The sequence below is a fragment of the Pseudoalteromonas sp. ASV78 genome (assembly GCF_047806705.1).
GTDB lineage: Bacteria > Pseudomonadota > Gammaproteobacteria > Enterobacterales > Alteromonadaceae > Pseudoalteromonas > Pseudoalteromonas prydzensis_A.
In genome coordinates this window covers 480,716-506,327 of sequence record NZ_JBLOPA010000002.1, presented here as the reverse complement: position 1 = coordinate 506,327, position 25,612 = coordinate 480,716, and the positions used below count along the sequence as shown (strand labels likewise).

23 protein-coding genes are annotated in these 25,612 nt (G+C 42.1%); 14 read left to right on the top strand and 9 right to left on the bottom strand.

All coding sequences use genetic code 11. From position 1 onward, the window contains the following. Window position 1 precedes the first annotated feature (1 nt). The 10 genes from ACMVDV_RS20315 (at window position 2) to ACMVDV_RS20270 (ending at window position 9,771) form a co-directional block, all read left to right on the top strand. Window positions 2–2,239, top strand: a complete 2,238-nt coding sequence (locus ACMVDV_RS20315) for a transporter (protein WP_416159430.1) — start codon at window positions 2–4, stop codon at window positions 2,237–2,239. After that, a complete protein-coding gene (locus ACMVDV_RS20310) occupies window positions 2,236–3,480 on the top strand; it encodes an NAD(P)/FAD-dependent oxidoreductase (RefSeq protein WP_416159429.1) in 1,245 nt (414 codons plus the stop codon). Before ACMVDV_RS20315 ends, ACMVDV_RS20310 begins: the two co-directional genes overlap by 4 nt. Then, window positions 3,468–4,022, top strand: a complete 555-nt coding sequence (locus ACMVDV_RS20305; RefSeq protein ID WP_416159428.1) for a DUF3261 domain-containing protein — start codon at window positions 3,468–3,470, stop codon at window positions 4,020–4,022. The genes ACMVDV_RS20310 and ACMVDV_RS20305 overlap by 13 nt, the downstream gene beginning before the upstream one ends. Next, window positions 4,022–5,188, top strand: coding sequence for a beta-ketoacyl-ACP synthase (locus ACMVDV_RS20300; RefSeq protein WP_416159427.1), 1,167 nt, complete (start codon window positions 4,022–4,024; stop codon window positions 5,186–5,188). Before ACMVDV_RS20305 ends, ACMVDV_RS20300 begins: the two co-directional genes overlap by 1 nt. Continuing rightward, complete coding sequence (locus tag ACMVDV_RS20295; RefSeq protein ID WP_416159426.1) at window positions 5,175–5,630, top strand: 3-hydroxylacyl-ACP dehydratase; 456 nt, start codon at window positions 5,175–5,177, stop codon at window positions 5,628–5,630. Before ACMVDV_RS20300 ends, ACMVDV_RS20295 begins: the two co-directional genes overlap by 14 nt. Then, the gene (gene fabG / locus ACMVDV_RS20290; protein ID WP_304183797.1) at window positions 5,627–6,352 is read left to right on the top strand and encodes a 3-oxoacyl-ACP reductase FabG; all 726 of its coding nucleotides are present in this window, start codon (window positions 5,627–5,629) and stop codon (window positions 6,350–6,352) included. The genes ACMVDV_RS20295 and fabG overlap by 4 nt, the downstream gene beginning before the upstream one ends. Beyond that, window positions 6,352–7,581, top strand: coding sequence for a beta-ketoacyl-ACP synthase (locus ACMVDV_RS20285; protein ID WP_416159425.1), 1,230 nt, complete (start codon window positions 6,352–6,354; stop codon window positions 7,579–7,581). Before fabG ends, ACMVDV_RS20285 begins: the two co-directional genes overlap by 1 nt. After that, window positions 7,574–7,969 (top strand): MipA/OmpV family protein, encoded by a 396-nt coding sequence (locus ACMVDV_RS20280; RefSeq protein ID WP_416159424.1) that lies wholly within the window; start codon window positions 7,574–7,576, stop codon window positions 7,967–7,969. Before ACMVDV_RS20285 ends, ACMVDV_RS20280 begins: the two co-directional genes overlap by 8 nt. 1 nt (window position 7,970) lies before the next feature. Then, a complete protein-coding gene (locus ACMVDV_RS20275) occupies window positions 7,971–8,402 on the top strand; it encodes an excinuclease ABC subunit A (protein ID WP_416159423.1) in 432 nt (143 codons plus the stop codon). A 67-nt stretch (window positions 8,403–8,469) separates the two neighbouring features. Beyond that, the gene (locus tag ACMVDV_RS20270; protein WP_416159422.1) at window positions 8,470–9,771 is read left to right on the top strand and encodes a DEAD/DEAH box helicase; all 1,302 of its coding nucleotides are present in this window, start codon (window positions 8,470–8,472) and stop codon (window positions 9,769–9,771) included. A 64-nt stretch (window positions 9,772–9,835) separates the two neighbouring features. On the opposite strand, the gene ACMVDV_RS20265 is transcribed toward ACMVDV_RS20270, so the two are convergent. Continuing rightward, window positions 9,836–11,446: an NAD(P)/FAD-dependent oxidoreductase gene (locus ACMVDV_RS20265; RefSeq protein ID WP_416159421.1), complete on the bottom strand. Its 1,611-nt coding sequence runs from the start codon at window positions 11,444–11,446 to the stop codon at window positions 9,836–9,838. A gap of 167 nt (window positions 11,447–11,613) precedes the next feature. On the opposite strand from ACMVDV_RS20265, the gene fdxA reads away from it, so the two are divergent. After that, window positions 11,614–11,937, top strand: a complete 324-nt coding sequence (fdxA, locus tag ACMVDV_RS20260; protein WP_283709196.1) for a ferredoxin FdxA — start codon at window positions 11,614–11,616, stop codon at window positions 11,935–11,937. Window positions 11,938–12,067: 130 nt separating this feature from the next. After that, window positions 12,068–14,314 (top strand): DUF5916 domain-containing protein, encoded by a 2,247-nt coding sequence (locus tag ACMVDV_RS20255; RefSeq protein ID WP_416159420.1) that lies wholly within the window; start codon window positions 12,068–12,070, stop codon window positions 14,312–14,314. Window positions 14,315–14,410: 96 nt separating this feature from the next. Here ACMVDV_RS20255 and ACMVDV_RS20250 read toward each other — a convergent pair whose 3' ends face one another. From ACMVDV_RS20250 to ACMVDV_RS20240, 3 genes are all read right to left on the bottom strand, one after another. Continuing rightward, a complete protein-coding gene (locus tag ACMVDV_RS20250) occupies window positions 14,411–14,935 on the bottom strand; it encodes a fused DSP-PTPase phosphatase/NAD kinase-like protein (RefSeq protein WP_416159419.1) in 525 nt (174 codons plus the stop codon). Window positions 14,936–15,080: 145 nt separating this feature from the next. Continuing rightward, on the bottom strand, window positions 15,081–16,679 hold the full coding sequence (locus tag ACMVDV_RS20245; RefSeq protein WP_416159418.1) for an AbgT family transporter: 1,599 nt from the start codon (window positions 16,677–16,679) through the stop codon (window positions 15,081–15,083). A 168-nt stretch (window positions 16,680–16,847) separates the two neighbouring features. Continuing rightward, window positions 16,848–17,105: a DUF3081 domain-containing protein gene (locus ACMVDV_RS20240; RefSeq protein WP_304183778.1), complete on the bottom strand. Its 258-nt coding sequence runs from the start codon at window positions 17,103–17,105 to the stop codon at window positions 16,848–16,850. 160 nt (window positions 17,106–17,265) lie between these two features. Between ACMVDV_RS20240 and ACMVDV_RS20235 the strand changes: the two genes are divergently transcribed. Together ACMVDV_RS20235 and ACMVDV_RS20230 are read left to right on the top strand one after the other, a co-directional pair. Continuing rightward, on the top strand, window positions 17,266–18,168 hold the full coding sequence (locus ACMVDV_RS20235; protein WP_416159417.1) for a redoxin family protein: 903 nt from the start codon (window positions 17,266–17,268) through the stop codon (window positions 18,166–18,168). A 63-nt stretch (window positions 18,169–18,231) separates the two neighbouring features. Next, window positions 18,232–19,512: a flavohemoglobin expression-modulating QEGLA motif protein gene (locus tag ACMVDV_RS20230; RefSeq protein WP_304183773.1), complete on the top strand. Its 1,281-nt coding sequence runs from the start codon at window positions 18,232–18,234 to the stop codon at window positions 19,510–19,512. A gap of 527 nt (window positions 19,513–20,039) precedes the next feature. Here the strand turns inward: ACMVDV_RS20230 and ACMVDV_RS20225 are convergent. The 5 genes from ACMVDV_RS20225 to ACMVDV_RS20205 all read right to left on the bottom strand — a co-directional run bounded on the left by ACMVDV_RS20225 (window position 20,040) and on the right by ACMVDV_RS20205 (window position 25,576). Then, entirely contained in the window at window positions 20,040–20,864 is an 825-nt protein-coding gene (locus ACMVDV_RS20225) for a hypothetical protein (protein WP_416159416.1), read from the bottom strand. Window positions 20,865–20,950: 86 nt separating this feature from the next. Beyond that, on the bottom strand, window positions 20,951–21,754 hold the full coding sequence (locus tag ACMVDV_RS20220; protein WP_416159415.1) for a DUF1338 domain-containing protein: 804 nt from the start codon (window positions 21,752–21,754) through the stop codon (window positions 20,951–20,953). 45 nt (window positions 21,755–21,799) lie between these two features. Then, entirely contained in the window at window positions 21,800–23,272 is a 1,473-nt protein-coding gene (gene astD, locus ACMVDV_RS20215) for a succinylglutamate-semialdehyde dehydrogenase (RefSeq protein ID WP_416159414.1), read from the bottom strand. A gap of 20 nt (window positions 23,273–23,292) precedes the next feature. Continuing rightward, the gene (astA, locus tag ACMVDV_RS20210) at window positions 23,293–24,327 is read right to left on the bottom strand and encodes an arginine N-succinyltransferase (protein WP_304183768.1); all 1,035 of its coding nucleotides are present in this window, start codon (window positions 24,325–24,327) and stop codon (window positions 23,293–23,295) included. A gap of 43 nt (window positions 24,328–24,370) precedes the next feature. After that, window positions 24,371–25,576: an aspartate aminotransferase family protein gene (locus tag ACMVDV_RS20205; protein WP_416159413.1), complete on the bottom strand. Its 1,206-nt coding sequence runs from the start codon at window positions 25,574–25,576 to the stop codon at window positions 24,371–24,373. Between the last annotated feature and the right edge of the window lie 36 nt (window positions 25,577–25,612).

The window sequence follows — 25,612 nt, the reverse complement described above, 5'->3', positions numbered from 1 at the left end:
AGTGGCTCGCTGGTGTAGTGCATTTGCTTGGTTATCGGGGTTAGCGCTATTATTAGCGGTGGTTATCGCTTTGCAAAAACCGCATATTGATAGCGATATTTTAGCTTTAATGCCACAATCTGACACACGCATTGATAGTGTTGAAGCGCACTTTTTTGCAGGTAATAAACAGCAAGTGATGTTTTCTATTACCGGGCAAAATGCTGAACAAGTGCATGATAAGCTCAACGATTGGCTTATCGCTAACGATCTGCCTGCGCGTTTTGATGTGCCGCGTATTGATGCTTTGAGTCAATTTTATGCTCCCTACGCCGGACGTTTACTGAGTGAGGAATATCGCGGCGCACTTGAAACTCAAACTACGTTTAGCACTTTTTATTATCAAAAGCTCAGCCAGATTGCCGATCCGTTTGTCAGTGCGACTATCAACCTCGATGCTAGTTTAAGCCTTGGCAGTTTTTTAGCCGAACAAATGCAAAACCTGCAAACCTTTAACCTCGAGAAAAACCGTTTAACGGCATTTCATAATGATGCCAAGTATTATCTGCTATTTGCACAGATCAGTGATAATGCGTTTGGTATTAATGAAGCTGAACTACTTACGGCCAGTATTGCTCAACAGCTAAAGCAGTTATCTGCGGACTTTCCGCAAACAACAGTACGCTATTCGGGGGCGGTATTTCATACCAGCGCAAATGCCAGCCAAGCCAAATATGAAATGGCATTATTTGGTACATTGAGTCTGCTTGCGCTGATCACTATGATTGTGTGGGTGTTTCGTTCAAGTGTCGCGCTATGGCTTGCCTCAGTGACTGTGATGAGTGCGATATTAGGCGGTGCCGCTGTATTACTTGCCGTGTTTTCCCAGGTTCATATTCTCACTTTAGTATTTGCCGTTACACTTATTGGCATTGCCATTGATTATTCATTTCATGGCATGCTGGATCTCTGTAGTGGCGAGCGAAAAGGTTACAGCCGAGGCTTAAAATTAGCGCTGCTGTTATCCTTGCTGACAACGTCACTCGGTTATGCGAGTTTATATTTTTCGCCAATGCTGTTGCTTGCTCAGGTTGGGGTATTTGTTGTGGCTGGGCTGTTTAGTGCATGGCTGTGTACTTTATTCATTACTCAACAATGGCAACATCAGCTCATTATTGCAGCGCCAATAATAAATATCGCCGATAAGCTAAAAGTTAGCTTGCTAGGCTTGCTGCAATTACGCCGCTATGCAATTGCAGCCAGTGTCGGATTGATCACGGTTTGCTATTTACATACACCAGTAAGCTTAAACAATGATGTTCGCTTGCTAAATGCAAGTCCGCAAGCATTAATAGAAAATGAAGCTTTTCATTTATCATTACTAGGGCGAGATAATGGTCAAATCATGATCATGTTTGCTGATGATGAACAAGCACTACTTGAGCAATTAACAACTTTTAAAACAGCGCTGCAGTTACAATCTCCCGATGCTGAGCTTAATTTACTCAGCGATTTATTACCAAGTATTGCAATGCAAGAACGTAATAGCGCGCTAGTTAAAGCAAAACACAGACAAGGCGTGTTCACTCCGGTAGAAAATATGACCGGACAGCCATTCTCGGCATCTACAAAGGCGTTAACCCTAGAGAGCTTACTCGCATCGCCCTTAGCGCCTCTCATTGAGCAACAAGTGATGAGAGACGACGAATTTGTAGCAAGTTGGTTTATGGTAACTGACGTGCCGGCGAGTGTTTTAGCCGAATTTGCCTCTGCGGATCCGCAATTACTGACTTACAATAAAGTGGCATTGCTTAGCGAGGGCCTTACACATTATAGTCATTCACTGCTGATTACCCTAGGCTGCGCCATCCTCTTGGCTGCCATTTTATTTGCATGGCGTTTTGGAGTGGTGTGTGCATTTAAGCAAAGTGGGGTGCTAGTACTTACCATCGCGATTATTTTATCGTTATGCAGCGTACTGCAAGGTAGTTTATCGATTTTTAATTTGCTCGGTAGCTTGTTGGTGATGGCATTGTCTATCGATTACCTTGTTTTTTATCAAATAAATCAATTGAGTCGAGAGAATATCATCGCGATCAGTTTATCGGCGGCTTCATCCATGTGGGTCTTTGGGATGTTAGCGATGTCAATCACTCCTGCAATCTATAGCTTTGGTTTAACTATTATGATTGGCCTGATGGCTATATTTGTTTTGGCTCCATTGACATTAGAACTGCCTAAAAGTAGGGAAAATAGGTGAATACGGAAAATCAACAGTACGACGTGGTGATCATTGGTGCAGGCCCATCTGGCGCAGTTGCAGCCAGTTTATTGGTAAAACGGGGTTGGCAGGTGCTGGTATTAGAGCAGCAAACATTTCCACGCTTTTCCATTGGTGAAAGCTTATTACCACAATGTATGGTGTATTTAGAGCAAGCCGGCTTACTCGATGCACTGCATGAAAATGCCGCGTCACTGGGCTTTCAATTTAAAAATGGTGCTGCGTTTCAACGCAGCGGCGAACACGCGAGTATTAACTTCACTGAGAAATTTAGCCAAGGCCCAGGGACTACTTACCAAGTTAAACGTGCTGATTTTGACAAATGCCTTGCCGATGGTGCCCAGCAGCAAGGTGCTGAAATTCGTTATCAGCATACAGTCGTTGCTTATAATAACCTAGTTGATGGCGCTCAGTTACAAGTAAAAGATCAGCTACAAAACGAATACACAGTCACAGCGCGATTTATTTTAGACGCCAGTGGTTTTGGGCGCGTATTGCCGCGTTTATTAGATCTTGAACAGCCGTCTGACTTTCCTGTGCGCAGTGCTTTTTTCAGTCACTTCAAAGATGGCATCGTTGATGAAAGCTTCGACCGCAATAAAATCCTAATTAATGTGCATCCAATTCATAAAGATATCTGGTATTGGCTGATCCCTTTTAGCGATGGCACTGCTAGCATTGGTGTTGTTGCACAGCAGAGTCGATTTGCTAAAAATGCCGAGCCGCTGGCGTGTTTAAATGACTTTATTGAGCAAGACCCATTTTTAGCGCAATTGCTTAACAGACGAGCAGCTATAGGTGAAGCACGCAGTATTAGCGGCTACTCAGCCAATGTAAAATCTTTAGTTGGCAGTAACTTTGCCTTACTAGGTAATGCTGGTGAGTTTTTAGATCCTGTGTTTTCATCGGGTGTGACCATAGCGCTTAAATCAGCTGCCTTGATTGCGCCTTTAGTGGATAGACATCTACGCGGTGAAAACGTTGATTTTATCGCGGATTACAGTGAGCCTCTACAGGCAGGGGTCGATTGTTTTAGAACCTATGTCAGTGCTTGGTACGATGGACGTTTTCAGGATGTTATCTTCTATACAGAGCAAAATCATCAAGTAAGAGAAATGATCAGTGCAATCTTAGCTGGCTATGCATGGGATACCGACAATCCATTTGTGAAACAGAGTGAGCGTAGGCTCACTACCTTGGTGGCTTTATGTCAGTCATAATACGCACCGCTGCATTAGCCGTTATTATGTTTTTAACTGCATGTACTACACAATTTACACCGCAGAGTGTGGTTGAGATCGCCGATAATACGACGCTGGAGTTAGCTGATCCACCGAAACAGTTAATAATTGATAATTGGCAGCAAGTATTGCAGGTTTCGCACCAAGAGCAGCAGCATACTTTACTTGCGCAATTAAGTATTGATGAGCAGCAGGGGATAAATTTAGTGGTGATGACGGCGCAAGGAATGCCTATTTTTATTTTAGAAAAGCCAATTGGTGCGCCAATCAAAAGTACAAAAATGTTGCCTATTGCAGGGATTGATCCGCGTTATATCTTAGCTGATATAATGCTAGTACATTGGCCGGTTGCTGAGATCAATAACAGGCTTCATGGTGCGGTTATGCAAGATAGTGGTGCTGAGCGTCGTATTGTTAATGACGAACAACTATTAGTCTCAATTGATTTTTCTGGGCCTGTAACCCAACTTATTAATTATCAGCGCGATTATAAAATTCAATTTCAAAGGGTTGAGCAGTGATGCCGGTTTGGTTAAATGATTTAGGGATTGTGAGCGCCTTGGGTGCAGGGCATCAGCAGACCATCAAAAGTTTAAATTCTCAACATATTAATACGCTAACGGCAACGGATGAATTAGCATTTGATGGCCGGCAAACTTATGTTGGGATGGTTAAAACACTGCCTTTATCAGCGATACTTCGCACCTACACCTTGATTGATGATGCGCTTGCGCAAATAAAGCCAACGCTTGAGCAATTTAATGTTGCTGATCAGCGTATTGCTGTGGTGATTGGTACCAGTACTGCGTCAATTCACGAAGGTGAACGCGCACGTATGCAATTTAAACAGGCAGGCTATTGGCCTGAAGAATATAACTATGAAGATCAATCACTGATCGCTCCTGCGAACTATATTGCCAAACAGTTGAATGCGACAGGCCCGTGTTACAGTATTTCAACGGCATGCAGCTCAAGCTCAAAAGCGATGATCAGTGCAAGGGCATTACTTTTAGCTGATCTTGCTGATGTGGTTATATGTGGTGGTGTTGATAGCTTATGCCAGTTGACCGTCAATGGCTTTGACTCACTGTCATCAATTAGCGATGCTGTTTGCCAACCGTTTTCGCTTGCTCGAAGTGGCATTAATATCGGTGAAGGTGCGGCGTTATTTGTGATGAGTAAAAAACGCAATCAAGGGAACGCTGTTGCATTTATAGGTGGGGGCGAAAGCTCCGATGCTCATCATATTTCTGCACCAGCGCCAGACGGCAGTGGTGCAGAGCAAGCGATGTGTGCGGCATTAAGAGATGCAAACTTAACTGCCGATGATATTGATTACATTAATGCGCACGGCACGGCCACACAGCAAAATGATGCTATGGAGTCACTTGCAATTAATCGTGTATTTGGCAACAATACGCCAGTGAGCTCAAGTAAGCATTTAAGCGGGCATACGCTAGGCGCTGCGGGGGCTATAGAAGCGGGGATCTGTTGGTTAAGTTTAATTAATAATGATTCGGTGACTACTTTACCTTTTAATACTGGTGAACAAGACCCTGCTCTTGGTGAGATTGCATTGCTGACTTCACCTTTTATAAAACCTCTAAAATATTGTCTGTCCAATTCATTTGCATTTGGCGGCAATAATGTCAGTGTCATACTAGGACTTATTGATGAACAACTATAATATTGAGCAAGTAGTCCCTCATAGTGCGCCTATGATTTTGCTTAATAAGCTTATCTGTTATGAGCAAGACAGCGCTACTTGCGAAGTGACTATTTCGCCAACCAGTGCATTTTATTCAGACGATTTACAAGGTGTGCCAAGTTATATTGGTACTGAGTATATGGCACAGGCAATTGCCGCTTATGCAGGCGCTTTGGCTAAAGACCAAGGTGAGGCGGTCAAAATAGGTTTTTTAATTGGCACGCGTAAATACAAAACGCATACCCCTGTTTTTAATATGGGCTCAGTATTACAGGTTACAGTTGCAAAGTTATATGAAGAAGATTCTGGGTTAAGTGTGTTTGAATGCTGTATAAAAAACAATAACACAGCATTATGTGAAGCTAAAATTAATGTGTTTCAACCGCAAGACCCAATGCAATTTATAAGAGAACAACAATGACAAAACGAATTTTAGTAACAGGGTCAAGCCGTGGTATCGGTAAGGCGATCGCATTACGCTTAGCCGAGGATGGCTACGACATTGCGGTGCATTGTCGCACTGGGCTCGAAAGTGCAAAACAAACCTGTGATGAAATTACCGCACGTGGGCAAAATGCCAGTTTATTACAATTTGATGTGTGTGATAGAGCTGCTGCAAAACAACAAATCGAAGCCGATATTGCTGAGCACGGCGCATATTATGGTGTGGTATGTAATGCAGGGATCACCAATGATATGGCTTTTCCTGCTATGTCAGGTGAAGATTGGGACAGTGTTATTCGCACCGGTCTTGAAGGATTTTACAATGTTGTGCACCCAACAGTGATGCCGATGGTACAAGGACGAAAAGGCGGGCGCATTGTTACTATGTCGTCGGTATCGGGTATTGCTGGTAACCGTGGGCAGGTCAATTACAGTGCTGCAAAAGCGGGTATTATTGGTGCAACTAAGGCGTTATCACTTGAACTTGCCAAGCGCAAAATTACCGTTAACTGCGTTGCCCCCGGTTTAATTGATACGCAAATGACCGATGATTTACCGGTCGATGAAATGCTTAAGATGATCCCACTAAAACGTATGGGCGCCGTCAAGGAAGTTGCAGGTACTGTGGCTTTTTTGATTAGTGATGACGCGGCGTATATTACCCGCCAAGTGATCTCTGTAAACGGTGGTATGGTTTAATGAAACGCGTTGTTGTTACGGGGATGTCGGCAATTACTGCTTTAGGAGATCAATGGCCCGTTTTTAAAGAAGCGTTACAGCGCGGTGAAAACGCAGTGCAAGTTATGTCTGACTGGGATTTTCTAGCTGAGTTAAATACGCGACTTGCAGCACCGGTCACTCACTTTACAAAACCTGCGCATTATAAACGTAAACAAATACGCTCAATGGGGCGCGTTGCTCTTATGTCAACGCGTACCACTGAACTTGCATTAGAGCAGGCCGATTTATTACATAATCCAAGTTTAACGGATGGCTCTACAGGCGTGTCTTTTGGTTCATCAACGGGGTCAACTCAACCCTTGATTGCGTTTTCAAAAATGATGGAAACGGGTTCTATGGTCGGTGTAACAGCGACCAGTTATATCCAAATGATGGCACATACTGCTCCCGTTAATGTGGGCGTTTTTTTTGGTATTAAAGGCCGTGTGATCACGACTAGTTCGGCTTGCACATCTGGATCGCAAGGCATTGGCTATGCCTATGAAGCCATTAAGTTTGGTCGCCAAAAAGTAATGGTTGCAGGGGGAGCAGAAGAGCTATGTGTTACGGAAGCCGCGGTCTTTGATACCTTGTATGCCACCAGTACTAAAAACCAAACCCCAAAATTGACTCCGCGACCTTTTGACAAAGCGCGTGATGGTTTAGTGATTGGCGAAGGGGCCGGAACGCTTATTCTAGAAGAGTACGAGCATGCTAAAGCCCGTGGTGCAACAATACTTGCAGAAGTGGTTGGTTTTGGTTGTAACTCAGATGGTCAACATGTTACGCAACCCACTGCAGATACCATGCAAGTTGCCATTGAAATGGCGTTACAAGACGCCAATCTATCCGCGGATAAAATAGGTTATGTAAACGCGCATGGTACGTCAACCGATCGCGGTGATATTGCTGAGTCTCATGCTACTTTTAACGCCTTGGGGCGAAAACCTATCAGCTCATTAAAAAGCTATTTAGGCCATACTTTAGGCGCTTGTGGCGCAATTGAAGCATGGGCCAGTATTAACATGATGACGGATAACTGGTTTGCGCCAACTATTAATTTGACCGAAGTTGATAGTTTGTGTGCGCCACTTGACTATATAACAGGGCAAGGTAGAGAAATTCATACCGATTATGTAATGAGTAATAATTTTGCATTTGGTGGTATTAATACTTCTCTTATTTTTAAGCGTTACCAAGGTGAATAAAAGCTCGATAACCAATGTTGACTGGCATTATGGGCCTAGTGTGTATTTTGAAACCCCATTACTGACTTACACTGATCCTAAGTTAACTGCGAGTATTCGCGCTAACGTAAATTTTGCAGATGACCGTTATTTAAATTATTACTATGGAATTGCTCCGCAGGATAGTCGCGCTCAGCGCAATGAATTTAATAATCAGTCGGGATATGCTGGTGCGGATCTATCTTTTGGCATCAACTTCGACACTAAAAAATACTGGCTAGGTGGATTTGTTAAATATCATCACTTAGCAGATAGTAAACAACAGCAAAGCCCATTAGTGAAAAAAAATAGCAATGTATCGTTCGGCTTTGGTATTGCTTGGAAGTTTTATACACAACAAGGAAATTGAGATGAAATTGGTTTATAGCGCACTTTTGGTCGCAGCTTCATTAACTGCTGTATCAGCGAATGCCCGTGATGATATTGGTAAATACCCAATTCAGTCATTACTAGAAACAAGTAAAGCAAAAGGTGCTTTATTAGATATTCCGCTGTATTTTGCAGATCAAGCACATGCTAAAGAAAGCAGTAAATTTGGTGAAGTGATCACCAATAAAAAAACCAACGCATTTAATAAAAGTGACCAAGAAGCGTGTGAATGGGTAATGCTTAGTGCGCTTAAGGCATTACAAGAGCGAGCGGTAAAGGAAGGTATGAATGCTGTGGTGAATATTCAGTCGTACTATAAAAAACGTGAGTTCGTTAGTAGTACAGAATATGAATGTGGCGCAGGTGCAATTATGGCAGGCGTAGCATTAAAAGGCACTTTAGTTAAGTTATAACTAACTGCTTAGCATAAATTGCTGTATAATTTGCGACCCTTGATAATGTGGCCGCAGGTTATACAGCATGAATTTTAAATCTTTTAGTTTTGCCCCTGAACTTCTTCAGGCGTTAGATGAACTTAACTATCACACCCTTACGCCCATTCAACGCAGTGCTATTCCAGCAGTGCGTAAAGGCAAAGATGTTTTAGCCAGTGCCCAAACAGGCACCGGTAAGACAGCTGCATTTGCGTTACCTATTATTCAAAAATTATCTGAAGTTGAATATACAAAAACCAATGCGCCTCGTGCCTTAGTGCTTGCACCAACGCGTGAACTTGCAGAGCAAATTGCCAATAATTTTACTGATTTTGCTAAATATACCAAGCTTAAAATCGTGAGTTTATTTGGCGGTGTAAATACTGCTGGTCAGGCAAATGGTCTAAAAGCCGGCGTAGACATTGTTGTCGCAACGCCAGGGCGTTTACTGGATCATATTCGTTTAGGCAACCTAAGCCTTGCCGACGTACAACATCTGGTGCTCGATGAAGCTGACCGTATGCTTGATATGGGCTTTATCACTGATATGCAAACCGTGATCAATGGCTGTGCAGAAGATCGCCAAATTTTGTTGTTCTCTGCAACATTCCCAGCGGCAATTAAACAGTTTGCAAGTAAAGTACTCAAGCAAGCTGAAATTGTTCGTGTTGATCAAACAAATAGTACTGCTGCAACCGTGCATCACGTGGTTTATCCAGTGGAAGAGCGCCGTAAACAAGAGCTGCTTTCTGAATTGATCGGTAAGAAAAACTGGCAGCAAGTGTTAGTGTTCGTCAACATGAAAGAAACGGCTGATGAGCTAGTTAAAGAATTAAACCTAGATGGCATCCCTGCTGCTGTGTGCCATGGCGATAAAACCCAAGGTAATCGTCGTCGTGCATTAAGTGATTTTAAAGCGGGTAAAGTACGTGTACTTGTGGCTACAGAAGTTGCCGCTCGCGGGATTGATATTGATGACCTGCCACGTGTAATTAATATTGACTTACCATGGCTTGCTGAAGATTACGTACACCGCATTGGTCGTACAGGTCGTGCTGGTAAACAAGGCCAAGCAATTTCATTTGTTAGCCGCGAAGAAGAAAACATGTTGTTTGAAATTGAAACCTTAATTGGTCAAAAAATTCAGCGTGAATATTTACCGGGTTATGAAGTAAGTAATCGTGAAGTACTGATTGATAAAATTGGTAAAAAACCGTCGCATTTACGTCGTAGTCATTCAAATAAACCATCAGGTCAAGCAACCGGTGAAGCGCGAGCTAAAAATCGTGCTCGTATTTCTGGTGTGCGTAAGTCACTTAAGGGTGAAAAATTAAAGCTTAAGAAATAACACTTAGTTATTTTAAAGTATGAAAAAAGCCTGAGTAATTCAGGCTTTTTTATATCTAAGCTTTTTAGCTGTGTTTCTCAAGCATAGATAGCGCCAGTGCTTCAGCGGCTTTTATGCCATCAATACCAGCCGATAAAATACCACCTGCATAACCGGCGCCTTCACCAGCCGGATATAAACCTTGGGTATTAATACTTTGCATGCTTTTATCACGTTTGATACAAATTGGTGATGAGGTACGGGTTTCAACGCCGGTTAATAAACCATCGTTCGATGAAAAGCCGCGAATTTGCTTATTAAATGCAGGTATTGCTTCACGAATGGCATCAATTGCATATTTAGGTAACACATTGGCTAAATCTGTCAGCTTGATACCCGGCGTATAAGACGGTTTTACATCGCCTAAATCACTTGAGTCTTTACCTTTTAAGAAGTCGCCAATTAACTGGGCTGGTGCATCATAGTTGCTGCCGCCGAGCGCATAGGCTTGCTCTTCCAATTTACGTTGCAGATCAATGCCTGCAAGTGGGTGGCCCGGATAGTCTTCATCAGGTGAAATCCCCACCACAATAGCGCTGTTGGCATTGCGTTCATTACGTGAATATTGGCTCATACCATTAGTAACAACACGGCCTTCTTCAGAAGTTGCTGCAACCACAGTACCGCCTGGGCACATACAAAAGCTGTAAACAGTACGGCCATTATCGCAATGATGCACTAGCTTGTAATCAGCCGCGCCTAGAATTGGGTTGCCGGCATTAGGGCCAAAACGGCACTCATCAATCATCGATTGTTTATGCTCGATTCTAAAGCCAACAGAAAACGGTTTGGCTTCAACGTAAATGCCTTTGTCGTTCACCATTTTAAAGGTATCACGGGCACTGTGGCCTACCGCAAGCACCACATGACGGGTATTAAGTTGTTCACCGGTAGAGAGTTTTAAGCCAGTGACTTGGCCATCATCAAGTAAAATATCATCAACACGGGTGCTAAAACGGATTTCACCCCCTAGCGCTTCAATGCTGGCGCGCATTTTTTCTATCATAGTCACCAGCTTAAAAGTACCAATGTGTGGCTTACTGACATACATGATCTCTTCAGGCGCGCCTGCGGCAACAAATTCAGTGATCACTTTGCGGCCATAATGTTTTGGATCTTTAACTTGGCTGTAAAGTTTACCGTCAGAGAAGGTTCCTGCACCGCCTTCACCAAACTGTACGTTTGATTCAGTATTGAGCGTACGTTTGCGCCAAAAGCCGAAAGTGTCTTTAGTACGTTCACGTACTTCTTTGCCGCGTTCTAGAATGATTGGCTTAAAGCCCATTTGCGCCAGTATTAAACCCGCAAACAGTCCGCAAGGGCCAAAGCCTATTACCACTGGGCGCTCTTGTATAGTAGCGGGGGCTTCGCCAACGAATTTATAACTCGTATCTGGCGCGGGTTTAACATGTGGGTCTTTAGCAAACTGAATTAATAATTGCGCTTCATTAGCAACCTCAATATCGAGGGTATAAATAAGTAAAATTGCGGTTTTTTTACGGGCATCGTAACCACGTTTAAAGACATTAAAGCTATGGAGTTGGCTGTTATCAATGCCAAGTTTAGTTATAATTGCTTGCTTTATGGCATCTTCGCCATGATCAAGTGGCAGCTTAATTTCTGTTAAACGTATCATATTTAATCTCTGTTAGGTGTCTTAGCAGTCGCTGACGCGAGGTGCTCACAATAGCCGATTATTTTACGTTAATTTAAGCTGCGATGGCAGCGATTATTTATTGTATTTTGACTGTGGTTGGGTATGATCCCTTGCTGTAATTTAAGCTATGTTAGGCAAACGTAAAAATGGCATTTGTAGTCACTGAAAACTGTATAAAGTGTAAATACACCGACTGTGTAGCAGTGTGCCCAGCAGATGCGTTTTATGAAGGCCCTAATTTTTTAGCCATCAGCCCGATTGATTGTATTGATTGTGGGTTATGCGTGCCTGAATGTCCTGCTGAGGCAATCTACCAAGAAGATGAATTACCTGACTCGCAAAAGGAGTTTACTGAACTTAATGCGGAACTAGCCCTAGTTTGGCCAAGAATTACTGAGGTTAAGCCAGCCCCTGCAGATGCGGATACATGGAATGGTGTGCCTGATAAACTAAAGTTAATTGAAACCTAAGACTTTCATCCTAAATATATAATAATTGTTATATATTTCCACTCAAACTATTAACAAGTGTACCTGCATGAATTACAATTCGTGAGCTTATTTACTCATTAAGAGTAATTTAAATTTTAAACGGATGTTTATGCAGTATCTAAAATCAATAATAAAACCATGTACTCTTTTCTTTTTGTTGTCGTTTGTTACGCTTTTTTGCGGATTGAGCCAAGCCTCTGAAAAACAAAATTTTAGCTTAGCACATATTGATCAAGGTATTGATCTTGATGGGCAGCTGAATGAACCTCACTGGCAACAAGCCACGTTAGTGCCTTTACGTTATCAAAATGAACCTAACGAGAAAGGCACGCCACCGGTAAAAACGGATGCTTATATCTACGAAGATGGCAACTATTTATATGTTGGCCTTGTTGCTTATGATAATGATCCGAGTCAAATTCGTGCCGCACTTCGAGACCGTGATAGTTTATGGAGTGATGATAACGTTGCGCTAATGATCGATACCTTTAATGATGAACGAACAGGTTATGAGTTTTACGTAAACCCGCTTGGTGCGCAAGGTGATATGCGGATGACAGATACCGACGGTTGGAGTGAAGACCCTTCATGGGATGCGATTTGGGATAGCGCAGGGCAAATAACCGAGCAAGGTTATGTGGTTGAAATGCGTATTCCGTTCACAGCACTGCGCTTTCCTAAAAATAAAGCTGATATGACATGGGGATTTGCGCTGTGGCGTAATTACCCGCGTGAGGTACTTTATCAGTTGTCTAATGTGGGTTTTGACCGTGATGTGAAATGCAGCTTTTGCCAGTTTGATAAAATCACAGGCTTTAATGCCATGGAGCCCAGTAAAAATATTCAATTAACACCGACCTTAACCGCACTTCGTAATGATGTAAAAGAGGCTGTACCTGGGGATTGGCAAAATGGTGATATTGATACTGAAGCTGGACTCGATTTACGTTGGGGGATCAGCCAAGACGCGGTTATCAATGCCACCATTAACCCAGATTTTTCGCAGGTAGAGACAGACAGTTTAGAGTTAGATGTAAATACTACATTCTCTATTTATTATGCTGAAAAACGCCCGTTCTTTTTAGACGGTGCGTCATATTTTAAAAGTAGCCTATTCGAACTACTTTATACCCGTACGATTGCCGAGCCAGACTTAGGGGCTAAAATAACCGGGAAAACGGATGCACATAGCTATGCGTTTTTGTACGCTGATGATGAAAATACCAGTATTTTATTACCGACCAACCAAGGTTCTGGCTTTGCTAATTTAGCTGAAAAATCAAAATCATCAATTGGGCGTTACCAGTATGATCTAGGTGAGCAAGGCACTATAGGGATGATGAGCACCCACCGTGAAGCAAATGATTATCACAACACCGTACTGTCTGTGGATGGCAGTTATTGGTTTAATCAAACCGATAGTGTGTTGTATCAAGTTGCGACCTCTGATACTAAAAACTCTGCTTTTTTAGTCGATAATTATGGCTTAGAGAACAATCAATCAGATCAAGCTTATATGCTCGAATTTAGCCGTGAGAAACGAGATTATAAGCTATTTGCTAGTTATGAGGATATTGGTGAAGATTACCGTACTGACGTTGGCTATCAAGCAAAAGTGGATTACAAAAAAGCGTTATTAGGTGGCGGGCAAACCTGGTACTTGGATGCAAGTGAGATGGTAACCGAATATTCTTATAATGTGGATTGGGACAAAACCTGGGCACAAGATGGCAGCTTGCTTGAAGAAGAGTATGAAGGTTATATCTTTTTAAAAGGCCAATTACAGTCATCCTTAGAGTTTGGTTTGATCCACCGTAATGAGAGTTATTATGGTAACTTCTATAACCAAAACATTGGCTATATCTACGGTGGTTTTAGTCCAAGCAAAGATTTACGCATTACGCTTTACAGTGAATTTGGCAGTAAAATAGATTATAGCAATGAGCAGTTAGGTGATTTGTTTACCATAGAGCCAGAACTGACGTGGGATATCAATGATCATTGGCAAGTACAGCTTGAGCACAGTTATAGCCGTTTAGATAACCCACAAGGTGATAATGTATTTACTGCGAATCTAACCGATTTACGTGTTTACTATAAATTTAATATGCGCTCGATGCTGAAACTGATTTTACAGTTTGAAGATATCGACCGCAATCAAAACGCCTACTATGCCAATGTTAATAGAATTAACCGTGATTACGGCAGTCAGCTGGTTTATTCCTATAAAATCAATGCACAAACATTGTTTTACTTAGGCTATTCAGATAAAGGCTATCAAGATGATTCATTAAAGAGTGTAGAACGTGATCAACGGACTTTCTTCACTAAACTCAGTTACGCATGGCAGCTTTAAATTACATTTTAAAAAAGCCCTTAGTATTTAACTAAGGGCTTTTTATCGTTAGAGCCATTTAAAGTCATAGTTGGCTATTTCAATATAGCTAAAATGTTATTTTATAGTTGCTACTACGTCTCTTACCACAGGCTCAAGACCTTTCAATCCCCATTGTTTACCTGTTTCAATTGCTTCTTCAATTGGCTGGTTAAGCTCTGTTGCGTTATAAAGTGCAATCAGTGCCCCAACTCGATTACCACTTGCACAATGCAGTAATGTTGGGCTCTCAGATACATGTGCTAATAATTGCTGTAGCTTTTTTGCATTTTCAATATTGATATCGGCTTTTGATGAAATGGGCAGTGAAAAGTATTGCAGTCCTAGATTGGTCACTAAAGCCTGTTCATCCCAATTATTTTCTCCGTCGCCGCGTAGATTAATCACATACTTTATACCTTGCTCTGCAAGCTGCTGAAACTGCTCCTTACTAGGCTGTCCTGCGGTATAAATGTGTTGTTGCGGGTTTGCATAATTAGTTAAGGCAATGGACTTTATTTCTGTTGATGCGGGTGGCTGCGCATAACTCGTTATGCTAATCAAAGAGCATGCAAAGGTGATAATAAAAAATACTATTTTCATAATCTTAGATCTCGTTGAAGTTGCGAGTGATGTAGCCATTATAATAAGTAGTTACTATATTATTAAACCAGATAGCTAAGTTTTTCAAATTCGTTAGGGATATTCAATAATAATGCCAGCAAAGGCTGGCATTATTTATCGGTCATTAAGGTGTGTAATAAATTGGTGAGCCAGGCCCTACAGGCAGACCAAATACAAACACCCATAAATAAAACAAAGCAACCCAACCGACAAAGAAAATCATACTGTAAGGCAGCATTGTTGCTACAAGTGTGCCTATTCCCATGTCTTTCTTATATTTAGTGGCAACCGCGAGGATCAAACCAAAATAACTCATCATTGGGGTGATCAAGTTAGTGACTGAATCACCGATACGATAAGCCGCTTGAATGGTTTCTGGTGCGTAGCCTATCAGCATTAACATTGGCACAAAAATAGGAGCTGTGATCGCCCATTGTGCTGACGATGAACCTAAACTTAGGTTAACAACTGCACACATTAATATAAATAATACAAACACTTCAGGGCCCGTTAGGCTTAACGCTTGCAACATGGCTGCACCGTTAATCGCCAAAATAGTGCCTAGGTTTGTCCATTTAAAAAACGCCACAAACTGCGCTGCAAAAAATACCAATACAATGTACATGCCCATCGAGCTCATACTCTTACTCATGGCGTTGATCACATCTTTGTCGTTTTTCATGCTACCAACAACGCGACCATAGACGAAACCTGGAATACCAAAGGTAATAAAGATAAATACCACGATCCCTTTTGAAAATGGCGAGTGGGCAAATTCTCCCGTTTCAGGATGACGCAAAATGCCATCGGCTGGAATAATGGTCCACGCTAGTAAAAGCGATACTAATAATAACGATACACCAGCCCATTTTAGGCCTGATTTTTCTTTGGCTGTTAAACCTTCAATATTATTTTCTGCTAGATCGGCGCTGGCCTCATCTGGGTTATATTTGCCTAATCGTGGCTCGACAATTTTTTCAGTGACCCAAGTACCTAATACTGCAATTAACAACACCGATATCATCATAAAATACCAGTTTGCTTCAGCGCCCACTTGATAAGTGGGGTCGATCATTTGCGCGGCCGGTGTGGTGATACCTGCAAGTAACGGGTCGATTGTGCCAAGTAATAAGTTGGCGCTATAACCACCCGATACACCGGCAAAAGCTGCTGCTAAGCCTGCGAGTGGATGACGGCCTAAACTGTGGAAGATCATAGCAGCTAGCGGAATGAGCACCACATAGCCAAGCTCTGATGCGGTATTAGATAAAATCGCAGCCAATACCACCATAAAGGTCACTAAACGCTTTGAGGCACCCATAACCATGCCACGCATTGCCGCAGATAATAGACCTGAATGCTCGGCGACGCTGACACCTAATAAAGCGACAAGTACGGTGCCTAGTGGGGCAAAGTTAGTAAAGTTAGTAACAAGGCCTGTTACTATGCGTTGTAATCCCTCTGCACTTAGTAGGCTGACGACTTCAATAACGCCATCAGGCTCACGACCTGCGGAGCCAACGGGGCGAGGATCAATCGCACTTAAGCCAAACCAATCGGCGATGCCACTGAATAAAATAATGGCCACGCAAAATAGCGCAAATAAAGTGATAGGGTGGGGTAACATATTCCCCAAAAACTCAACAGACGCTAAAAATCGGTTAAATAACCCCGATGGTTTTGCTTCGTTTGTTGAGTTGGCGTTGTCGACGGCTTCTGACATTGCAAGACTCTCAAAATAATAAATTGCCGCAATCTATCATTTTTAAGCCTGAGTATCATCAATAAACGGTGGTTTACCATCTGGGTCCGACAAACTGTTATAACATCAAAGAGGCAATCAAATCATCTTGGATAATTTATAATCGTTGGCTACGTTAGTAATACCTAGCTATAGCTCATTGATTATATTTGCCAGCTTTTTAAGAAAGTCATCTTTGTGTTTTTCATGCTCATAATCGAGATGGTAAGTGTTATGAAAACCAAAGCTAAGTAGTACGCCACTGCCTTTAAGGTAAATTGTATAACCATCAATATCAGAAAATGCGGTTAATCCTTTATAATGTTTGCCATCTTCATTGGCATCGCCATGTTGAATAATTTGTTCATAAACCGACAATATCTGTTTTGTTTCGATATCATTTTTCATTGTTGCTCCTGTATAACGTTGTTCAGCCAATAATACGTAACTCAGCTATATTTAGTTTATACCATGTGCAAATAATTGGTTGGAAAGTTAGCCGTTGTCGCAAATTTACAATTAGGCGAGTGGCTTGCCATGCTATGGTTTATTTATTTTAGGGATAATAATGATGAAATTTAAATATATTACGCTGCTCTTGGTCGTTTTTTGTTTTATAAGCTTTCACAACGTGTTGGCAAATGAAGAGGACTTAGTGTTAAAAGATCAACAAGGTGAGTTATTCGAGCTGAGCAAAATTGTTGGTAACAAACCTGTTTATTTGAAATTTTGGGCGACCTGGTGCAAACCGTGTATACAGCAGATGCCGCATTTTCAACATGCTTATGAACAATATGGCGATACGATTGATACCATAGCAATCAATATTGATCTCAATGACGACCCCGCTGCAGTTGCTGCGGTGAAAAAACGCTTTAATTTAACCATGCCAATCATGACGGATGATACAGGTAAGGTTGCTCAACATTATCAGTTTATTGGTACACCTTTTCATGTGCTACTGGATAAAACGGGCAAAGTTATTTTCCAAGGGCACGAGGCAGATAAAGCGCTCGATAATACATTACGGTTATTATCACATGATGGTGTGGTTGAAAAAACACGCTTGTTAGATGAAGCCAACAAGCAGACAGCTATTGCTTTAAATATCCCAGAGCAAGGCTTAAAAGCGGTCCTGTATACCGCAACTTGGTGTGATTGGTATTTAGCAGATACGCGCCCGGAAATGGCAAAGAATTGTGTCGCAGCCCAACAGCAAATGAATATTTTTGCTAAACAAGGGGTAGATAGTGAAGCAAGAATTAGCCAACTATGGACAGATCAAGCGGCTGTGACAGAATACAAAGAGAAGTTTAACGTGAGTCACCCTTTAACAATTGATTATGGTAATGATTTATTTATCAATAATGAAATCAGTAAAGTACCGACATTATTGGTTTACAAAGACGGCAAAATAATAAATCGTATTACTGATTTCACAAGCTCAGTTAATCTACAAAATACACCATAATTTGCTTTGAAAACGCGCAAATCTAGCCTATGCTCTAGGCTCATTCATTAATGAGCTTAGAGCATGATAGATAAGGCGTTATTACTTAAAACTCGCGAATTATCAGATAGATTAATCGCCCTGCAAACACCGATCCGTATTTTAGATGCGATTAATTGGGATAAAAGCATAAAAGAAGAGTTTTTTAGGCAAAAATGCCAAAAGAACCCTTTGGTCGATAAAGCCTATTATCAGCAGCGTGATCTAGGGTTTGTCCCCAGTGAATTACGCCAAGCGTTCTCTGATTTAAACCGTAATATCATTAGCCAGCTCGGGCAACTCAACCCAATTACTCAGTATATGAGTAAAATGTGTGCTGAATATAAAACAGTGCTCACTATGCTTGAATATCGTGGCACCGCAGAGTTTCATGATTTGTCGGTAGAATTGTTTGGTCACCCTAAAGATCTTTTTCATGCGGGTGAACCATCGTTGTCAGAGCTTGCAAATATGCTCGAACTGCCACTTAAGAATCTCCTTGCTGCGGATATTTTACCGGATGATCCAAAAAATATTGATGCCGATGCTGCGGTTAAAATTCTTGCGGAGCAAGTGAGCGTCAGCATGCCTGGTATCGATGTTGAAGTGATCATCAGTGACGGCATAGTTAGTGATGCCGCTGCAGGTGCAAACAATATTAAACTTAATCAAGATGTTAAATTTTCACAGCGTGAGCTCGATATTCTAGAAGTCCATGAAGGTTGGATCCATGTTGGCACCACGCAAAATGGTTTAGCACAACCTTATTTAACCTGTTTGAGTAAAGGCACGCCAAGTTCAACGGTGACCCAAGAAGGCCTTGCGGTATTGACGGAAATCATCACCCTAAAATCAACTCCACGGCGGTTAGCTAAGCTTGTTAATCGTATCCAAGCCGTTACTAAGGTGATAGACGGCGCTGAGTTTGTGGATATTTACCGTGACTATGTAGCGCAAGGATTAAGTAAAGATGAAAGCTACACCCTTGCGCAACGCGTTTTCCGTGGTAGTACTGCGACAGGTTTACCGTTTACTAAAGACATTGCTTATATCAAAGGTTTTGTGTTGGTGTATAACTTGATCCGTGTCGCCATTCAACTTGGCCGCATTGATCAATTACCCCTGTTATTAGTAGGTAAAATTTCCATTGATGACTTTAGGCTAATATCGCAGTTACATGATTTAGGGGTGATAGAAGATCCTAAGTTTGTGCCACCGCACTTTAAAGATCTACGCGGTTTAGCAACCTGGCTCAGTTTTGGTCGCTTTATTGGTAATTTATCTTTTGAACAGTTAGAGAATGATTATAAACCGCTATTTTTATAGCGGTTATTTTCTATTTTAAGGCAATAAAAAACGCAGTTGAAATGAGTAACTGCGTTTTTGTATCACATAGCGAAGGACTTGATAAAATCAGTCAGCAAATGCATCTGCATTACGAAAGTTCAAGCGAACTAAGCCCTCTACTTGTTTTTGTAAGCAATAAACTTTTCAAGTTCGTTGATGTTATCAATAAATACATTACAGCCTACTCAAGTGCATCACGAATATCCGCACCACGCTTAATTGGCGGATGTAAATAGTACGCTTAGCTGTTTGGCTGACAACAAAATCAACTTCACCGCTGTGGCTAAGTCAAAGCTGGACCTTCTTTTAGTTGGACGCAAAAACAGCTGCGTGTGGTGAAGTGCAAAATGTAAGGCAATGCGCTGCTAAGTGAACTGTACTGTGAAGTACGGCTCTACAGTGAAGCACCATTAATGACGCGCCACTATAATAAAACCAGTGTTTACTTTCTGAAATAGAAAGATCAAACAAGTAAAGACGGTTTTTTATTTTGTCGATAAGTAATATTAATCATTATAAGTCTCTGGTTTATAATAGGTCTTATAAATAGTCATAATTCGTGCAGCTACTTCAGGTTGAAAACTAGCATAGTGATACTGCTTGATGGGTTGGTGCATTTTAGCACTTTGCATGAGTGCATCTATTTGCTCAATCACTTCAGCGCCAACTTGGGTTCTGCTACAGGCAAAGTAGCCGCTATTGAACTCTGGGTATTCTATGATCTCACGGCTATCTAGTTCAGCATATTGCTGCGGTGTTAAAAAGTGTTTAACACTCATGTCATAGTCAATGATCATATCAACACGCTTGTGTAAGAGTAGTTTTGCTAAACGGGAAAAATCACCTGCACCAATTATGGGCACGATTTGATGTTGGTACATGGCCAGCATGCTATCAAGTTCTTGATAACTAGTAGATGTAAGAGTGGCAAAGGTGTACTTATTTGCGAGTAACTTTGAAATTGAAACTTGTTCAGGCAAATCCTTAAGTGTTTCTTTTAACCCAAATACTCTGCGTTGTAGGAACATAGAAGAAGGCATCGCAGAGAAAATAAATTGCTTTTCGCGCTGAGTTGTTTTCAATATGTTAAAACTACACACATTGGTTTGAGTTGAGAGCTGCTTTAGCATCCGAGCGGCATTGGTTGTGTATTGCTCTACTTTAAATTTATGGCTGAGTGCTTGTGTAAAAGCAGCAAGGTAGCGTTCATCAGCAATAGATTTTTCTTCTTCGGTGAGAAAATATTCATAAGATAAAAAAGTAACAGCTTGCTTTGCATAGGCAAGGCTCGGCAGCATAAAAGCCAAGTAAATGAGTAGCAGAATTTTCATACAAGTTCCTTTTAGTTATTATTAAAATAACAAGAAACTTTAATTTTGTCTTTTAAAAAAAGCCCTTGCGGGCTTTATGTAATTAATTAACGTGCATTGGTACTTTCGAAAATTTTATCGGCAGAGGCTGCCACAAAACCTGTGTAAAGTTCACCATCAGCTTTTGCATAACGCAGGGCAAATTCATAAAAGCAGCTTGGTACCGTCATTTTTGCATCACTAAATTCAACGGCAAAATCATCCGCAAGTGTTGATGACTGTTCAAGTAGCACCTCTGGTGAACCTTTCACTTCGCCACCTGAGGTATTAAGTGCAAAACCGGCATCTTTAAGTGCTTGGTTTACAGCTTCAATATTATCAAACTTTGCCAGTTCATTAATACTCACAGTAAAGTGATTGGCTCGGTAACCCCATGCTGACATCCATGCCGCATATTCACTTTCAGCAAGCAGCTTTTTATAAGTGTCGGTGCTAACCTGCCAGTGAGTACCTGAATATAAAAAGTTATCAGCAGTCACCGCTGCCGCATCGATATTCGCGACCATATCATTGACGATTGCTTGTAGCTCTGGTGAGCATTGCTCAACTAAAAGTTCTGAAATGAACACTTTTGGCTGTGTAGGATCGCTATGCTCATAATGTTTAGCATAAAGCTTTTTAGCTTCAAAGTGATATTCGCCACATTCTTTGTAGCCAACGGCTAAAAAGTGCGCGGCAAGTTTTTCAAGCCCAATTTTTTCATGGTTAAATGTTCTTAATGCAATGTGATCATTAATTACATCATCTTTTTGCGTTGAACCGAGTAATTCATGAACCTTAACAGCAGAAGGCGTAACGGATAAATAATTTTGCCATAGGTTGTCAAATAGGGCATTTACATCTGTGTGCATTTTTAATTCCTTAATTTGGTTAAAATGGTTGTAGCCATTTAGTCATTATTCAATGATTAAGCCCGGCGCGAGGGTCTCTGGTAAATTTACTTTGTCTGCCTCAACGGAGGCAACAGGGTATGAGCAGTAATCCGCGGCGTAATAGGCGCTTGCTCTGTGATTGCCACTGGCACCAATACCACCAAATGGCGCAGCGCTCGATGCACCCGTGATAGGGCGGTTCCAATTAACAATGCCAGCACGAATACGCTTTAAAAAGTGCTGATAAGCATCGCTTGAGTCACTCAATAGACCTGCGGATAAACCAAACGAGGTATTGTTGGCTTCATCAATGGCATGGTCAAATTCAGTGTAGCGGTACACTTTTATTAGTGGTCCAAAGTGCTCTTCATCTGGAATGCCTGTCACATTGCTTACATCAATGATACCAGGGCTTACAAAGCCAGTGCCTAGTTTTAAGTGCTTTAGCTCAACCAGTGATTTAGCACCCATATCGAGTAACTGCTGTTGTGCGCTAACCATACCAAGGGCGGCTTTTTCGCTGATCATCGCGCCCATAAAAGGCTGCTCCTCGCTAAAGCTATCAGCAATTTTAATATTCTTAGTGGCGCTGATGAGTTTGGCTAAAATCGCATCGCCATTTGCTGTGTTTTCAATAAAGACACGCCGAGCACAGGTGCAACGTTGCCCTGATGTAATAAAGCCAGATTGAATAATATCGTGTACCGCAGCGTTGATATCCGCCACATCTTTGATGATCAGTGGATTATTGCCGCCCATTTCTAAGGCGAGAATTTTGCCTGGATGCCCTGCAAATTGCTTGTGCAACAGGTGCCCTGTATTTGAACTACCGGTAAAAAATAAGCCATCAATACCTGGGTGGCTGGCAAGGGCAATACCGGTGTCAACTTCACCTTGAATGAGGTTGATCACACCCGCGGGTAAGCCTGCTTTTAGCCACAGCTCAAGCGTAAACTGCGCAACGTATGGGGTTAATTCTGACGGTTTAAATACCACAGTGTTACCCGCTAAAATTGCAGGGACTATATGACCGTTTGGTAAATGACCTGGAAAGTTATACGGGCCAAATATCGCCACTACACCATGCGGTTTATGGCGAATAAACGCTTTGGCACCTGGCATAGGGTTTTCAGTGGTCCCCGTGCGTTCGTGATGGGCTTTAATTGAAATAGCCACTTTGCCGGCCATTGCACCCACTTCAGTGCGGGTTTCCCACAATGGTTTACCGGTTTCACGGGCAATGACTGTAGCAAATTCTTCGCTGTGCTCTTTTAACTGGGCAACAAAGTTTTCCAGCACAGTAATTCGCTCGCTAAGAGGTGTTTGTGCCCATGTGAATTGCGCTTGGCGCGCCGCTGCAATAGCATCATTCACTTGCTCTTTGCTGGCTGTTTTACCTTGCCAAATCGTTTCACCATTACTCGGATTAACCGAAGTAAAGTCGTGACCAAGGCCACTTTGCCATTGGTTATTAATAAGTTGAGTTGTGGTACTCATAAGGCGATTCCTTAAGCAGATCACAGACGAAAGAATCGTGCTGCATCCCCTTGTTTTAATTTAAGTGCGTGTGCGACAGCGTGGCTGATCACTAAGGTATGCTTAGCATGATTGTAATGCGCGTGCTTGGTGAACGTGGCTCTAAAATCGCTGACGCCTTGGTTACATATTGCCAAGGTATCTGAGCTTTGTTCGTCAACGTAATCGAGTTCACCAATAGAAATTGGGCACACCAGTGATTCACGAACGCTACGAATATTGCCGAGTTTGGCTTCGACAGTTGGCCCTGCATCAAATAAATCAACGTAGCCGCGGTGCTCAAAGCCTTCTTTTTCAAGTAGCTTGAGTGCGGGTTTAGTTTTCTCATGGACTTTGCCGATCACAGCTTGCGCTTTTTTACTCAATAGATTGGCGTAAATTGGGTATTTTGGCATCAATTCACTGATAAATACTTTATCGCCTAAACCGACAAGGTGATCAGCTTGTGGAAATTCGATACTAAAAAAGTGTTCTTCTAACCATTGCCAAAAAGGAGAGTGACCTTGCTCGTCACTCACACCACGCATTTCTGCGATGATGGTATCAGCAAAACGCTCACTGTGCTGAGCCATAAATAAAAACCGTGAGCGTGATAAAAAGCGCCCAGCCAGTCCTTTACGGCTATCTTCGCGTAAAAACAAGGTGCATATTTCAGAGCAACCGGTGTAATCATTACACATACTGAGAATATCAACGGTGTTATAGACGTTAAGCGTGCGTGAATGATGAACGGTTTTACCAAGGTGATAATGATATAAAGGAACTGTCAGGCCAACAGCAGCTTCAATGGCGGTTGTGCCAACTACTTCACCAGTTTGGCTATCTTCTAAAACAAATAAGTAGCTTTCATCCTGAGGTTGATTAATGTCTTTCGCAAAGCTACGCTCAGCGCGCTCAATTTTCTCAAGTAATAGGGCATCATTGACAGGTAATGAAGTAAAGCCATGACCAGATTCAATGGCTATTTGTTTGAGTGCATCAAAGTCACTGGCAGTGATAGGACGTAATACGTGCATTTAAAAGTGCTCCATTAGCGCCCAGCCAGGGCGCTAAATTAGATTAACCGTTTACAACATCCGCAACCGCTTTTTCAAAGCGTGCTAAGCCTTCTTTAATGTCTTCAATTGGGATCACTAATGAAGGTGTAAAACGAACTACATTGGTTCCTGCAACTAAGCTCATTAAGCCATGTTTAGTACTGGTCACTAAAAAGTCTCGTGCGCGTCCTGCAAATTTGCTGTTAAGAACCGCACCTAATAATAGACCTTTCCCGCGTACTTCGCTAAACACGTCGTATTGCGCGTTAATTGCATTTAAACCATCACGAAATAGTTGCTCGCGTTGTTTAACACCGGCAAGAACATCAGCAGTATTTACAGTATCAAATGCAGCTTCTGCTACCGCACATGCAAGTGGGTTACCGCCGTAGGTTGAACCATGCGTGCCAACTTTAAGGTGCTCCGCGATTGCGGCTGTGGTGATCATCGCACCAATAGGGAAACCACCACCGAGTGCTTTGGCTGTGGTTAAAATATCCGGTGTTACAGCTAACTCTTGGTATGCGTATAGTGAACCGGTGCGGCCAACGCCCGTTTGTACTTCATCAAAGATAAGCAATGCATTGTGCTTATCACATAACGCACGCACGCCTTTGATAAACTCATTGGTTGGCGAGATGATGCCGCCTTCACCTTGCAGTGGCTCCATCATAACTGCACACGTTTTATCACTAATTAGTTTTTCAAATGCCGCTAAGTCGTTATAGTCACAGTGATCAATTGCTGCAGGTTTAGGGCCAAAACCATCAGAGTAAGCTGCTTGCCCACCCACTGTTACCGTAAAGAACGTACGGCCATGAAAGCCTTTATTGAAGGCGATGATTTGCGTTTTCTCTGCACCATAAACATCTAGCGCAAAACGACGTGCTAGCTTAAGTGCCGCTTCGTTTGCCTCTGCCCCAGAGTTGGCAAAGTAGACTTTATCGGCAAAAGTGGCATCGGTGATTTTTTTCGCTAAGCGCAGTGCTGGCTCATTAGTCATCACATTTGATAAATGCCAAATTTTTTCGCCTTGCTCTTTAAGTGCGCTCACAAGCGCTGGGTGACAATGACCTAAACAGTTGACCGCAATACCACCGGCAAAGTCGATATACTCTTTGTCGTTTTGATCCCATACACGAGAGCCTTGACCACGAACTGGGATCACCTCTGATGGATTATAGTTTGGCACCATTACGTCGTTGAATAATTCTCTTGTTACTTGCATTTGTTACACCTAAATCTGGCTTAAAGTGAAAAAAGT